We start from the raw sequence: 13957 nt of genomic DNA, 5'->3' as shown, positions 1-13957 counted from the left end.
CGGCGCGCTTTATACCACAAATACGCCACCGACACCAATAATTGTTGGCGGTCTGTGCTGTATTGAACAATGAATTTCGTGTTACAGACAGGCGGCAAATTTTTGAATCCCCGGGAGCTTACGACCAGTAAGTGACTGGAGTGAACAAATGTAGCCAACGCATCTGTGGCACGAAAGGCGAAGTTCAGAATGATTCTCAATTTGGCAGGGTACACCCCAGACTGATACCATTGACGACACTTACACAATTATTGTCGAAATAATCGACACTGATGGACAGAATTCATGGCTATCTCAATTAAGACCCCTGAAGAAATCGAAAAAATGCGCGTCGCTGGCCGTCTGGCAGCCGAAGTGCTGGAGATGATCGAACCATTTATCAAACCGGGCGTGAGCACCGGCGAATTGGATCGCATCTGTAACGACTACATCGTGAATGAACAGCAGGCGATTTCCGCGTGCCTGGGTTATCACGGTTATCCGAAATCCGTGTGCATCTCTATTAATGAAGTCGTGTGCCACGGGATCCCGGATGACGCTAAGCATCTGAAAGAGGGTGATATCGTCAACATCGACGTCACCGTGATTAAAGACGAGTACCACGGCGATACGTCCAAAATGTTTATCGTCGGTAAACCGACCATTCTTGGCGAGCGTCTATGCCGCGTAACGCAGGAAAGCCTGTATCTGGCACTGCGCATGGTAAAACCGGGTATTCGCCTGCGTACCCTGGGTGCTGCCATTCAGAAATACGCAGAAGGTGAAGGCTTCTCTGTGGTACGTGAATACTGCGGCCACGGTATCGGTCGCGGCTTCCATGAAGAACCTCAGGTTCTGCACTACGATGCAGACGACGGCGGCGTGGTACTGCAGCCGGGCATGACCTTCACCGTAGAACCGATGCTGAATGCCGGTGATTACCGCATCCGCACCATGAAGGACGGCTGGACGGTGAAAACCAAAGACCGCAGCTTGTCTGCTCAGTACGAGCATACTATTGTGGTAACGGAAAACGGCTGTGAAATTCTGACATTACGCAAGGATGACACCATCCCGGCAGTCATCACACACGACGCATAATTTTTTGCCTGATGGCGATGCTCCCGCATCTTATCAGGCCTACAAATTGCACTACTTCGTAGGCCGGATAAGGCGTTCACGCCGTCATCCGGCTTTTTAATGGGTGGCGCACAATGAATACTCTTCCTGAACAGCACGCAAATACTGCCCTCCCCACCCTGCCTGGCCAACCGCAAAACCCAGGGACATGGCCACAGCACGACCTCAACTGTACCGGCATTAAAGCCCATATCGATAATTTCCAGCACTGGTTGGGGGAGGCATTTGACAGCGGAATTTCCGCTGAACAGTTAATCGAAGCCCGCACCGAATTTATTGACCAGTTGCTGCAGCGCCTGTGGATTGAAGCAGGTTTCGGTCAGATTGCCGATCTGGCGCTGGTTGCCGTTGGCGGCTACGGGCGTGGTGAGCTGCATCCACTTTCCGATATTGACCTGCTGATCCTTAGCCGTAAAAAACTGCCTGACGCGCAGGCGGAGAAAGTCGGCGAGTTATTAACGCTATTGTGGGATGTGCGGCTGGAGGTAGGCCACAGCGTGCGTACGCTGGAAGAGTGTCTGCTGGAAGGACTGTCAGATTTAACCGTCGCCACCAACCTGATTGAAACACGACTGCTGATTGGCGATGTCGCGTTGTTCCTTGAGCTGCAAAAGCATATTTTCAGCGAAGGTTTCTGGCCATCCGATAAATTTTACGCGGCCAAAGTAGAAGAGCAAAATCAACGCCACCAGCGCTATCATGGCACCAGCTACAATCTGGAGCCGGATATCAAAAGCAGTCCAGGTGGGCTGCGCGACATCCACACCCTGCAATGGGTAGCCCGCCGTCATTTTGGTGCCACGTCGCTGGATGAGATGGTCGGCTTCGGCTTCCTGACGCTGGCGGAGCGCGCCGAACTGAATGAATGTTTGCATATTCTGTGGCGGATCCGCTTTGCATTGCATCTGATCGTGAACCGTTACGACAACCGTCTGCTGTTTGATCGACAGCTCAGCGTGGCTCAACGCCTCAATTATGGCGGTGAAGGCAATGAGCCGATCGAGCGGATGATGAAAGACTATTTCCGGGTCACGCGGCGAGTGAGTGAACTGAACCACATGCTGCTCCAGTTGTTTGACGAGGCGATTCTCGCCATGCCGGCCGATGAAAAACCGCGCCCAATTGATGACGACTTTCAACTGCGTGGCACATTGATTGACCTACGCAATGACGACCTGTTTATTCGCGAACCCGAAGCTATTTTGCGGATGTTTTACACCATGGTGCGCAATAGCGCGATCACCGGAATTTACTCCACCACACTGCGTCATTTGCGTCACGCCCGCCGTCATTTAACTCAACCGCTGTGCTACATTCCGGAAGCGCGCTCGCTATTTCTCAGCATGTTGCGCCATCCCGGCGCAGTGAGTCGCGGCCTGTTGCCAATGCATCGCCACAGCGTGTTATGGGCCTATATGCCGCAGTGGTCACATATTGTCGGTCAAATGCAGTTTGACCTGTTTCATGCTTATACGGTGGATGAGCACACTATCCGCGTAATGCTGAAACTGGAAAGTTTTGCCAAGGAAGAGACCCGCCAGCGTCATCCGCTGTGTGTGGATCTGTGGCCGCGCTTGCGTCAACCGGAACTCATTCTGATTGCTGCGCTGTTCCACGATATCGCCAAAGGTCGTGGCGGCGATCACTCTATTCTGGGGGCGCAGGACGTGCTTAAGTTCGCCGAATTACACGGACTCAACTCCCGCGAAACGAATCTGGTTATGTGGCTGGTACGCCAGCATCTGTTGATGTCGGTGACTGCTCAGCGCCGTGATATTCAGGATCCGGAGGTGATTAAGCAATTCGCCGAAGAAGTACAAACGGAACACCGTTTGCGCTTCCTGGTCTGCCTGACCGTCGCCGATATCTGCGCCACTAACGAAACACTATGGAATAGCTGGAAGCAAAGCCTGCTGCGCGAATTATATTTCGCCACGGAAAAACAGCTGCGTCGTGGCATGCAAAATACACCGGATATGCGCGAGCGTGTGCGCCATCATCAGCTTCAGGCGCTGGCGTTGCTGCGCATGGACAACATTGACGAAGAAGCGCTGCACCATATCTGGTCACGCTGTCGCGCCAACTATTTTGTGCGCCACAGCCCAAATCAGCTGGCCTGGCATGCACGCCATTTGCTACAGCACGATCTGAGCAAACCGCTAATTTTACTCAGCCCGCAGGCTACGCGAGGCGGAACGGAGATTTTCATCTGGAGTCCGGACCGCCCCTACCTGTTTGCGGCCGTCTGCGCCGAGCTGGACAGACGTAATCTTAGCGTTCACGATGCACAGATTTTCACCACCCGTGATGGAATGGCGATGGATACGTTCATCGTTCTGGAGCCAGACGGCAGTCCGCTGTCGTCAGACAGGCACGAAGCGATCCGTTTTGGGTTGGAACAAGCCATTACTCAACGCAGTTGGCAACCACCACAACCGCGTCGTCAACCGGCAAAATTACGTCACTTTACCGTCGATACCGAGGTGACTTTTCTGCCGACCCATACCGACCGTAAGTCATTCCTCGAACTTATCGCACTCGATCAACCAGGACTACTGGCGCGAGTCGGGCAGATTTTTGCCGATCTGGGAATTTCGCTGCATGGCGCCCGAATTACAACTATTGGCGAGCGAGTAGAAGATTTATTCATAATCGCCACCGCCGACCGGCGTGCCCTTAATAATGAGCTGCAGCAGGAAGTACATCAACGGTTGACAGAGGCCCTCAATCCAAACGATAAAGGGTAATGTTTTTATTTATTATGGAAAGAGTTTAACAATGCAGCAGTTACAGAACGTTATTGAGTCCGCTTTTGAGCGTCGTGCCGACATCACTCCGGCAAATGTGGATACCGTAACCCGTGAAGCGGTTAATCAGGTTATTTCTTTACTGGATTCCGGTGCCCTGCGTGTCGCAGAAAAGATTGACGGCCAGTGGGTCACCCATCAGTGGCTGAAAAAAGCGGTCCTGCTCTCTTTCCGTATTAACGATAATCAGGTTATCGATGGTGCGGAAAGCCGCTACTTCGATAAAGTGCCGATGAAATTTGCCGACTACGATGAAGCACGCTTCCAGAAAGAAGGCTTCCGCGTGGTTCCGCCTGCGGCCGTGCGTCAGGGGGCATTTATCGCGCGTAACACCGTGCTGATGCCGTCTTACGTTAACATTGGTGCATATGTTGATGAAGGTACGATGGTTGATACCTGGGCGACCGTAGGTTCTTGTGCGCAAATCGGTAAGAATGTTCACCTGTCCGGCGGTGTTGGTATCGGCGGTGTGCTGGAGCCATTACAGGCAAACCCGACCATCATCGAAGATAACTGCTTCATCGGTGCGCGTTCTGAAGTCGTGGAAGGCGTGATTGTCGAAGAAGGTTCCGTCATCTCGATGGGCGTGTATATCGGTCAAAGCACCCGTATTTACGATCGTGAAACGGGTGAAGTGCATTATGGCCGCGTACCGGCGGGTTCTGTTGTCGTTTCCGGCAACCTGCCGTCGAAAGATGGCAAATACAGCCTGTACTGCGCGGTTATCGTGAAGAAAGTCGACGCTAAAACGCGTGGCAAAGTGGGTATCAACGAACTGTTACGTACCATCGACTAACAGCAATTTGAAAAAGCGGGCTTCGCCCGCTTTTTTTACATCTGCGGGTGGCATAAACAAGGCTTTTCGTTAATTATTCAATGGTTATAGTAAGCTTAAGGGTACCGCTATGTATGACAATCTGAAAAGTCTGGGCATTACTAATCCTGAAGAGATCGATCGTTACAGCCTGCGGCAAGAAGCCAACAACGATATCCTGAAAATCTATTTCCAAAAGGATAAAGGCGAGTTTTTTGCCAAGAGCGTGAAGTTCAAATATCCCCGTCAGCGTAAAACAGTGGTCGCCGATGGCATCGGTCAGGGCTACAAAGAAGTGCAGGAGATCAGTCCAAACCTGCGCTATGTGATCGATGAGCTGGATCAGATCTGCCAGCGCGATCGCAGTGAAGTCGATCTTAAACGCAAGATCCTCGATGATTTACGTCATCTGGAAAGCGTCGTGACCAACAAGATCAGCGAAATCGAAGCCGATCTGGAAAAGCTGACGCGTAAATAATCGCATGTGAATGTATTCGTAAGCCGGGTAAGGCGAAGCCGCCGCCCGGCATTTTTGCCTGATGGCGCTACGCTTGTCAGGCCAGCAAGCCCCTTATCTTCTACCGCTGCTCATCCAGTTGCAACGCCACATATAGCAGCAGTCGATCGTCAAAATTCCCCAGATCCAGCCCGGTAAGTTCTGAAATACGGTTCAGGCGATATTCAAGCGTATTGCGGTGGATAAATAGCGCCTTTGAGGTCGCCAGCGGCTGTACATTGTGGCGAAACCATGCCGCTAATGTCCGGCGCAGCAAACCGTTGTTATCCATCGCTTTCAGTCGTACCAACGGACGGGCCAGCTCATTAGCCTGCCAGCCACCACGCAGGCTGTCTAACAGTACCGGCAACATTAAATCCTGGTAAAAATAGCTGCGGCTTTCCGGCATGCGCTGCTTACCCACCATCATCGTCGTACGCGCGGTGCGATACGAGCGGGCAATGCTGCCCGGCCCGGTAAAATAGTTGCCCAGCGATACGCGAAAACGTAGCTGTCCGTTCTCTTTCATACGGGCGATCAGTTGTTCAACGCGCTTGCGATGATCTTCTGCATCCCAGCGGCCAAACTGATTCAGCGCGGGTTTCAGAACCACCATCTCAGTCAGTGAAACAATTGCAATCAGATTATTTCGTTCTGGTGTCGTCAACGCATTTTGTAATTGCTGTAGTTCAGCCATGGCGCTGTCTACACCAAGCTGACCGCTGTCGACCTCCACCACTGCTACCACACGTGGCTGGTTCAGATCTATACCTAGCCGCTGCGCCCATTCCACCAGCGCTGGGGTGTTCTCTTCAGCCTGAATCAGGTTCATCACCAGTTCTTCGCGCAGACGACTGTCCTGAGCGAGCAGATGCATCAGACGCGACTGCTCCAGCATCATTTCGGCAGTCATACACACCAGTTCACCGTACTTACGCAAATGCTCCGGCTCACCGGTTAAACCAATAACGCCAACAATTTCGCCTTCAAGCCGCAGCGGCAGGTTTATTCCCTGCCGCACGCCGTGCAGATGTCTCGCTACCGCATCATCAATATCGACTACCCGGCCCTGTGAGAGTACCAGCAGCGCACCTTCGTGCAATTCACCAATACGTTCGCGATCGCCACTGCCAATGATCCGCCCACGGGCATCCATTACGTTGATATTGGTATCAATGATGCGCATCGTGCGCGCCACAATATCCTGCGCCATTTTGGTATCGAGATGCCAGCCAGCCATAAAGCCCTCCTGTGAGCAGTGCTCAAGCATAGGGAAGAAAACAGGCTACGACATTGTGCAAATGCACAAAGCAGAAGAGAGAAGTATGGAGTTGTGGTAGGTATCACAAAAAGAAACCCCTTCCCTGATATGGGAAGGGGTTCAGAGGGATTACTGCATCAACAGATAGATGGAGCTGTCGCCACGCTGAATGTTCAGCGCCAGAACAGCGGGTTTACTGTCGAGAATTTTGCGCAGTTCCGCGATATTTTTCACCGGTTGCTGGTTCGCACCAATGATGACATCCCCTTTCTTCAGGCCAATCTGTGCCGCCGGCGAATTCGGTTTCACATCGCTTACCACGACACCTTTGTCCTGGCCTTTGTTGCTCATATCCGCACCTTCAATACCTTTGAAGATAGAGCTGGAATCAACCTGAGTCTGGCTGCTCTGCTGCAGTTCCAGGTTCACCGTTACCGGCTTACCGTCGCGCAGCAGGCCAAGGTTAATTTTGCTCCCCACTGGCATTGTGCCGACCTGCGCACGCAGTGCAGCGAAGCTGCTGATTGGTTTACCGTTCAGTGATGTAATCACGTCACCAGCTTTGATACCGGCTTTCGCTGCAGAAGAGTTCGGCATAACCTGGCTGACGAATGCCCCACGCTGGGCATCAACTTTCATCGCTTTCGCCAGCTCAGAGCTCAGCTCAGTCCCCATAATACCCAGCTCACCGCGTTTAACCTGGCCGAACTCAACCATCTGCGAAGTCAGGTTTTTCACCATGTTGCTAGGGATAGCAAAACCGATCCCGATGTTGCCGCCGTCCGGCGCGAGGATCGCGGTGTTAATCCCGATCAACTCACCATTCAGGTTAACCAACGCACCACCAGAGTTACCGCGGTTGATCGCCGCATCCGTCTGGATAAAGTTCTCATAGTTTTCGGCATTCAGGCCACTACGCCCCAGTGCAGAAACGATACCTGAAGTCACCGTTTCACCGAGGCCAAACGGGTTACCAATCGCCACAGTGTAATCACCCACGCGCAGCGCATCAGAATCTGCCAGCTTAATTGCCGTCAGGTTTTTCGGGTCCTGGATCTGGATCAGCGCGATATCAGAACGCGGATCTTTTCCGACGATCTTCGCGTCAAACTTACGACCATCGCTCAGTTGAACCTTGATCACCGTGGCGTTATCGACCACGTGGTTGTTGGTCACAACATATCCTTTCGCGGCATCAATGATGACGCCAGACCCCAGCGCCATAAATTTCTGCTTCTGTCCGCCGCCGTTGTCAGCACCCGGAGCGCCACCCTGGCAGAACGGTGAGCTCTGGAACGGAGAACCGTCCTGGCAGAACGGAGAGTTATCACCGAAGAACTGCTGGAAATTACGCGGCATACGCGGCGTATTGACCGTCGTGCTCCCCTCGACATTAATACTCACCACCGATGGCATCACTTTTTCGAGCATCGGGGCCAGGCTTGGCATCTGTTGGGCAGTTGTTGCTGAAGACGCTGTCTCAGCCGCCGTTGCAGACAGGGGGGACAACGCCAAACCTAAACTCAGAGCCAGTGCACTCATTGCTAATGTGGTTTTTTTCATGTGTTTCGTTCTCGATTAACAGGTCACGCAAAATTGCTGTATACCTCAGAGTCGTTTTATAGCGCTAAGTTCCAGAATGAAGTTTAAGGAAAAAGTAAAATTTTATTGTCCGTCTTTACAAATGAGTATTTATTGTTCTACCGCCATCAGCCGTCTATATTCATCCCAGGCATACAAGTCAGTCATCCCGCTGATATAATCTTGAATTAAACGGCAGCGGTAATAATATTCCATAACCGGGAACTCGGCACTACCCGGCAATATTTTACTGACCGCCTCAACATAAGCAAGGCGATGACGGGTAGATAATTTTTGAAATAATCGTGATTCGATAGGGAACTGTTTTAATCTTTCGTGCTCAACCAGCCCGCTAAAGTCGGATAATGACATTTTTAACAGTGGTTGGTAGATTTCCAGAAGCCCACTGATAACCCGATAGCCTTGCAATTCCAGTTGCTCCACATCTGGATGGCTAAACACATGTTTTACCGCTACATTTTTATAAACCCCAAGCAACTGACTGAAGCTACTGGCATCTTCTAATAAAGCGTGATTAAAACTCCCCTCAAAAATTTGCGGTAAATTATCAATAAAACGCTGAGCGGCATACGGTACCAGTTTATTCAGCGTGTTAACGCGTAAATACATAAAGAACTGATCTTCCGTACTGCGACTTAATGTATTTGAGCGAGATTTTTCCCAGGCATTCTCAACAACCTGACTAAACAGGGAACCTTTTTCATGATGCCCCCACGCCTCATACAGATGATGGTAAAGCTGCTCGACACTGAAGATTCTTTTCTCAACAGCATCCTCCAGGTCAGCCACACAATAAGAGATATCGTCCGCTGCTTCCATAATCCAGGTTAGTGGAAAGCGACTGTAAGGTGCTAAAGATAATTCTTTACGTAACCGCTCAATATACGGTTCCTCGGAAAGGTAATATCCCGGTTTCTTCATTAAATAGTTATGCGTTGCCGGCGTATCTCCACGCCACCATGCCGGGCGCGTATATTTTAAAATCCCCCCCACCTGCGACCAGGTCAGGTTCATGCGCATCAGGGTATGCACCAACCGAATGCCCTGCGCATTGCCTTCAAAATGGCACAGGTCCTGACGTACCTTGCGGCGAATATCATTGAGCGACTCTTCACCTTCACGTAAACGTAACGCTGGCACCAGGCAGCGATCGTCACTTAAGGGCTGACTTTCAGCATCAGCCGGATAGAGTCGCTGGCGAAACCAGTCATTAATTGCTGCCTCGCCAAAGTGACCAAACGGCGGATTGCCGATGTCATGCATCAGGCAGGACATTTCGACGATGCTTTCAAAGGGACCGGTCAACTCATCCAGGCCGAACGGCTCCAACAGTTTTTGCTCTTTCAGTCGACTAAGGATCTCTTTGGCGATATAACGTCCTACCTGCTGAACTTCCATCGAGTGCGTCAGGCGCGTACGCACCGCCGCGTTACGCTCCAACGGAAAGACCTGGGTTTTTTGCTGCAGTCGGCGAATAGCCGGAGAATTGATAATGCGCCCACGGTCGCTTTCGAAAACACGCAGGATCTCATGCTCAGATTTCACGCCCTGCGGCGAACGGTAACGACGATGCCAGTTTATTTTTTTTCGGAAATCGATCTGTGCCATGTCCTCTCCCGCCTGAGAAATGCGCTACCCCTTAAGCGCATGATAGACTATGCCCTCAAATCTGGCTTATCGCGAGTAAATCTATGAAAATCGGCATCATTGGTGCAATGGAAGAAGAAGTTACGCTGCTGCGTGACAAAATCGAAAACCGTCAGACAATCGCTCTTGGCGGTTGTGAAATTTACACCGGCCAACTGAACGGCACTGAGGTTGCGCTACTGAAATCGGGCATCGGTAAAGTGGCTGCGGCGCTGGGCGCTACGCTGCTGCTTGAACACTGCAAGCCAGATGCCATCATCAATACCGGTTCAGCGGGTGGCCTGGCTTCTACGCTAAAAGTGGGTGATATCGTGGTATCTGACGAAGCGCGCTATCACGATGCTGACGTCACCGCATTCGGCTATGAATTTGGCCAGCTACCGGGCTGCCCGGCCGGTTTTAAAGCCGACCCGGCACTGATTGCTGCAGCGGAATCCTGCATTGCCGAACTCAATCTGAACGCCGTCCGTGGACTGATCGTCAGCGGCGATGCCTTCATTAACGGTTCCGTTGGTCTGGCAAAAATTCAGCATAACTTCCCACAGGCGATTGCCGTTGAGATGGAAGCAACCGCAATTGCGCACGTGTGTCACAACTTTAACGTGCCGTTTGTTGTCGTTCGCGCTATCTCTGACGTCGCCGATCAGCAGTCCCATCTCAGCTTTGACGAGTTCCTGGTCGTTGCCGCGAAACAGTCAAGCCTGATGGTTGAAACGCTGGTGCAGAAACTGGCGCATGGCTAACTTCATTTCCAGGGCGCTGGTCGCCCTGCTTTTCACTCTTCCGGCGTGGCTTTACGCCGCGCCGCGCGTGATTTCACTTTCCCCAGCCAACACTGAACTGGCCTTCGCCGCCGGTATTACCCCCGTTGGCGTCAGCAGTTATTCAAACTACCCGCCTGAGGCCAAAAATATTGAAGAGGTCTCGACCTGGCAAGGCATGAATCTGGAACGCATTGTGGCGCTCAAACCCGATTTGGTTATTGCCTGGCGCGGAGGGAATGCTGAGCGGCAGGTCAATCAACTGATCGCTCTGGGAATTAAGGTCATCTGGGTGGATGCCGTCACCATCGAGCAAGTCGCTGATGCATTGCGTCAACTTGCGCCATGGAGCCCCAGGCCTGAACAGGCAAAGCAAGCAGCGCAAACCTTGCTTGATGAGTATGCTTTACTAAAATCTCAGTATGCCAACAAACCGAAAAAACGTGTGTTTCTCCAGTTTGGCGCAAATCCTCTGTTTACCAGTGGAAAAGGTTCCATTCAAAACCAGGTTCTTGAGGTATGTGGTGGAGAAAACATCTTTTCCGGCAGCCGGGTTCCATGGCCACAGGTCAGCCGCGAACAGGTCCTGGCAAGAGCCCCTCAGGCAATTGTTGCTACCGGTGGTTCAGGCGAAATTCTTAAAATTGAGCAATACTGGGGAAATCAGCTAAAAATCCCGGTTATTACTCTTGATAGTGACTGGTTTGAACGCGCGAGCCCGCGTATTATCCTCGCCGCAAAACAACTCTGTAATGCGCTTTCACAAGTAAATTAGCGCCTGCCCCCACCAGGTTTGTTGTGAGGATTTAAAGATGCTCGTCTATTGGCTGGATATTGTCGGTACCGCGGTATTTGCTATCTCTGGCGTATTGCTTGCCGGAAAACTGCGTATGGACCCCTTCGGCGTTCTGGTCTTAGGCGTGGTAACCGCCGTCGGTGGCGGTACGATCCGCGATATGGCGTTGGATAACGGCCCCGTATTCTGGGTTAAAGATCCTACCGATCTGGTGGTGGCAATGATCACCAGTATGTTGACGATCGTGCTGGTGCGTCAGCCAAGACGCTTAGCGAAATGGATCCTTCCGGTGCTGGATGCCGTAGGTCTGGCGGTGTTCGTGGGTATTGGCGTGAATAAAGCGTTTCTCGCAGGAACCGGACCACTGGTGGCAATTTGTATGGGGGTCATTACCGGTGTAGGCGGCGGAATTATTCGCGATGTGTTAGCACGTGAAGTGCCGATGATATTACGTACCGAAATCTACGCTACCGCATGCATCATTGGCGGCATCGTCCACGCCACCGCGTTTTATACCTTTAATGTGTCGCTGGAAAACGCCAGTATGATGGGGATGGTCGTTACCCTGCTGATTCGGCTTGCCGCCATTCGTTGGCATTTGAAATTGCCGACGTTTGCGCTGGATGATAATGGACGTTGATATTGTTTTGCCCGATGGCGCTACGCTTATCGGGCCTACAACATCTTTCCTGTAGGCCGGATAAGACGCTTGCGTCGCCATCCGGCATAACGAACAGCAATCAGATGCTGAAAGAGGAACCACACCCGCAGGTGCTTTTGGCGTTCGGGTTAGTCACAACAAAGCGAGAACCTTCCAGACCTTCGGTGTAATCAACCGCACCACCTACCAGATACTGCAGGCTCATCGGATCAACCACCAGACCAACACCTTGCTTCTCAATGGTCATATCACCATCATTTACCTGATCATCAAAGGTAAAACCGTACTGGAAACCGCTGCAACCACCGCCGGTGATATACACGCGTAATTTCAGATTTGGGTTATCTTCATCTGCGATCAGGCTTTTTACTTTATTGGCTGCTGCTTCAGTAAATTGCAGTGGCAGCGCTACGTCATCACTCATATTTTGCTCCAAACGACATTGGCAATTGGGCAAATTATAACCCAATGGTTGAGGCCATTATCTAATACCCTGGTATTTCGTTCAAGTATTCTCGCCCGTGGCGGTACTCTGGCTTTTTGCCGCCTGCTCCGCTTCCTGTTTAGCCAGTGTGCGGGCAAGGATAGTCGAGTATAGCGGTTTTCCGCCCATAAACTGGGCTAATAGTGTTGCGCCAAGACAGGTAATAATCATTGGCAAAATGAGCTGATAGTTATCCGTCATTTCCAGCACCAGCACAATACCCGTTAACGGCGCACGCACCGAAGCGGCCAGCAATGCTCCCATCCCGGCAATAGCAAACGTCCCCGCCTCCAGATGATACTGCGGAAAAGAGGCCGCTGCAGCCATGCCAAATGCCGTTCCCAGCAATGTGCCTAATGCCAGCATCGGGGCAAATATCCCACCAGGCGCACCGGATGAGAAGCACAGCAGCGTAGTGATAACTCTGGCGATAAAGATAAACAGCAGCAGACCCACGCTAAAATTGCCCGCCGCAGCAATCGGGATCAGATTAAATCCACCGCCTGCCGCTTCAGGTTGAATCAAACCGAGGATCCCACACAGGCCGCCGATCACGCCGCCCATCAGCACCCATTTTTTAATTTCACCACCGTGGAAGCGTTGAAACATATCCTGGGTACGCAACACCATGGTATTGAACAACGGCCCGACGCAACCAAAAATAATCCCAAGGATGAGGTACAACCACAGCGTATTAACCGGCGCATTGGAGAGTTTCCCGACCTCAATAATCGGGGCCTCGCCGTTGAAAATACGAAACACAATGCTCGACATAATCACGCCGGTAAATACGGCTTTGATCGACACGAGGTTATAACGAAATTGTGGTCGCATCTCTTCAATAATAAACAGAATGCCGGCCAAAGGCGCATTAAACGCGGCCGACAGACCCGCAGCCGCACCGGTTGCCAGTAAGGTGTGTCGCGCTTCGGCGCTACGCATGCGGAAAATATCCAGCACCATGCGCCCAATATTGCCACCAATTTGCACCGTTGGCCCTTCCCGGCCAAGCACCATCCCGGCACCCAGCGTTCCCATACCGCCGATAAATTTTACCGGCAGCACACGCCACCAGCGCACCGGGCGGAGCTCTTCCAATGCGCCTTCAATCTCAGGGATCCCCGAACCACCTGCTTCCGGGGCAAATTTACGCACCAGAAAATAACCTACCATCGCCAGCAGTGCAGAAAGAAGAAATGCCAATGGCCACACAAGGACGGCGTAGTCAGCAACCTGTGCCAGCGCGCCAATACGCAGATTCTGCACCCAGGTCACGGCTTTCTCAAACGCCACGCCCACCAACCCCGTCACTGTACCCACCACGGCGGCCATAAAGAGGATCGCCAACGGCGTTTTGTCACGATCAAGGAGTCGACGGATCTGATCCCTGCGCCGTAAACGCACAATTTGTTGTGCTTCAAAAGAAGGGGTGTCTGTTTTCATCAGATAATCATTAATTGGTAATACAAATACGGAAACGGCATTCTACTCGCACGTTTCGTGAAAATC

At 51.9% G+C, this 13957-nt stretch carries 12 protein-coding genes and 1 pseudogene; 7 read left to right on the top strand and 6 right to left on the bottom strand.

The genetic code is table 11. From position 1 onward, the window contains the following. The first annotated feature begins 285 nt into the window (after positions 1-285). The 4 genes from map (at position 286) to ACLJXE_RS13985 (ending at position 5218) form a co-directional block, all read left to right on the top strand. On the top strand, positions 286-1080 hold the full coding sequence (map, locus tag ACLJXE_RS14000) for a type I methionyl aminopeptidase (protein WP_271442001.1): 795 nt from the start codon (positions 286-288) through the stop codon (positions 1078-1080). A 113-nt stretch (positions 1081-1193) separates the two neighbouring features. Next, the gene (glnD, locus tag ACLJXE_RS13995; RefSeq protein WP_286630802.1) at positions 1194-3866 is read left to right on the top strand and encodes a bifunctional uridylyltransferase/uridylyl-removing protein GlnD; all 2673 of its coding nucleotides are present in this window, start codon (positions 1194-1196) and stop codon (positions 3864-3866) included. 31 nt (positions 3867-3897) lie between these two features. Beyond that, positions 3898-4722 (top strand): 2,3,4,5-tetrahydropyridine-2,6-dicarboxylate N-succinyltransferase, encoded by an 825-nt coding sequence (dapD, locus tag ACLJXE_RS13990; protein WP_039030312.1) that lies wholly within the window; start codon positions 3898-3900, stop codon positions 4720-4722. Positions 4723-4831: 109 nt separating this feature from the next. Then, the gene (locus ACLJXE_RS13985) at positions 4832-5218 is read left to right on the top strand and encodes a DUF3461 family protein (protein WP_005132126.1); all 387 of its coding nucleotides are present in this window, start codon (positions 4832-4834) and stop codon (positions 5216-5218) included. A gap of 100 nt (positions 5219-5318) precedes the next feature. On the opposite strand, the gene cdaR is transcribed toward ACLJXE_RS13985, so the two are convergent. From cdaR to dgt, 3 genes are all read right to left on the bottom strand, one after another. Further along, positions 5319-6476 carry a DNA-binding transcriptional regulator CdaR gene (cdaR, locus tag ACLJXE_RS13980; RefSeq protein ID WP_410751199.1) on the bottom strand — a complete coding sequence of 386 codons (1158 nt, stop codon included), beginning with the start codon at positions 6474-6476 and terminating at the stop codon, positions 5319-5321. A gap of 150 nt (positions 6477-6626) precedes the next feature. Then, positions 6627-8060 carry a serine endoprotease DegP gene (degP, locus tag ACLJXE_RS13975; RefSeq protein WP_410751198.1) on the bottom strand — a complete coding sequence of 478 codons (1434 nt, stop codon included), beginning with the start codon at positions 8058-8060 and terminating at the stop codon, positions 6627-6629. Between the two features lie 129 nt (positions 8061-8189). Further along, the gene (gene dgt, locus ACLJXE_RS13970) at positions 8190-9707 is read right to left on the bottom strand and encodes a dGTPase (RefSeq protein ID WP_410751197.1); all 1518 of its coding nucleotides are present in this window, start codon (positions 9705-9707) and stop codon (positions 8190-8192) included. 83 nt (positions 9708-9790) lie between these two features. Between dgt and mtnN the strand changes: the two genes are divergently transcribed. From mtnN to ACLJXE_RS13955, 3 genes are read left to right on the top strand one after another with little or no spacing between them, the layout of a single operon-like run. Then, positions 9791-10489: a 5'-methylthioadenosine/S-adenosylhomocysteine nucleosidase gene (gene mtnN / locus ACLJXE_RS13965; RefSeq protein ID WP_005132132.1), complete on the top strand. Its 699-nt coding sequence runs from the start codon at positions 9791-9793 to the stop codon at positions 10487-10489. Continuing rightward, positions 10482-11282, top strand: a complete 801-nt coding sequence (gene btuF, locus ACLJXE_RS13960; protein WP_410751196.1) for a vitamin B12 ABC transporter substrate-binding protein BtuF — start codon at positions 10482-10484, stop codon at positions 11280-11282. Before mtnN ends, btuF begins: the two co-directional genes overlap by 8 nt. Positions 11283-11319: 37 nt before the next feature. After that, a complete protein-coding gene (locus ACLJXE_RS13955; RefSeq protein ID WP_410751195.1) occupies positions 11320-11943 on the top strand; it encodes a TRIC cation channel family protein in 624 nt (207 codons plus the stop codon). A 100-nt stretch (positions 11944-12043) separates the two neighbouring features. Here ACLJXE_RS13955 and erpA read toward each other — a convergent pair whose 3' ends face one another. From erpA to clcA, 3 genes and pseudogenes are all read right to left on the bottom strand, one after another. Continuing rightward, complete coding sequence (erpA, locus tag ACLJXE_RS13950; protein WP_003018581.1) at positions 12044-12388, bottom strand: iron-sulfur cluster insertion protein ErpA; 345 nt, start codon at positions 12386-12388, stop codon at positions 12044-12046. Continuing rightward, positions 12381-12446: pseudogene (yadW, locus tag ACLJXE_RS13945) on the bottom strand (small protein YadW). The gene erpA and the pseudogene yadW overlap by 8 nt, the downstream one beginning before the upstream one ends. A gap of 23 nt (positions 12447-12469) precedes the next feature. Continuing rightward, positions 12470-13891, bottom strand: coding sequence for a H(+)/Cl(-) exchange transporter ClcA (clcA, locus tag ACLJXE_RS13940; protein ID WP_410751194.1), 1422 nt, complete (start codon positions 13889-13891; stop codon positions 12470-12472). Between the last annotated feature and the right edge of the window lie 66 nt (positions 13892-13957).

Origin of the sequence: Citrobacter sp. U14242 (assembly GCF_046555775.1) — a bacterium.
GTDB lineage: Bacteria > Pseudomonadota > Gammaproteobacteria > Enterobacterales > Enterobacteriaceae > Citrobacter.
Note: the sequence above shows the minus strand (reverse complement) of the source record. Positions and strands in the feature narration are given on the sequence as shown.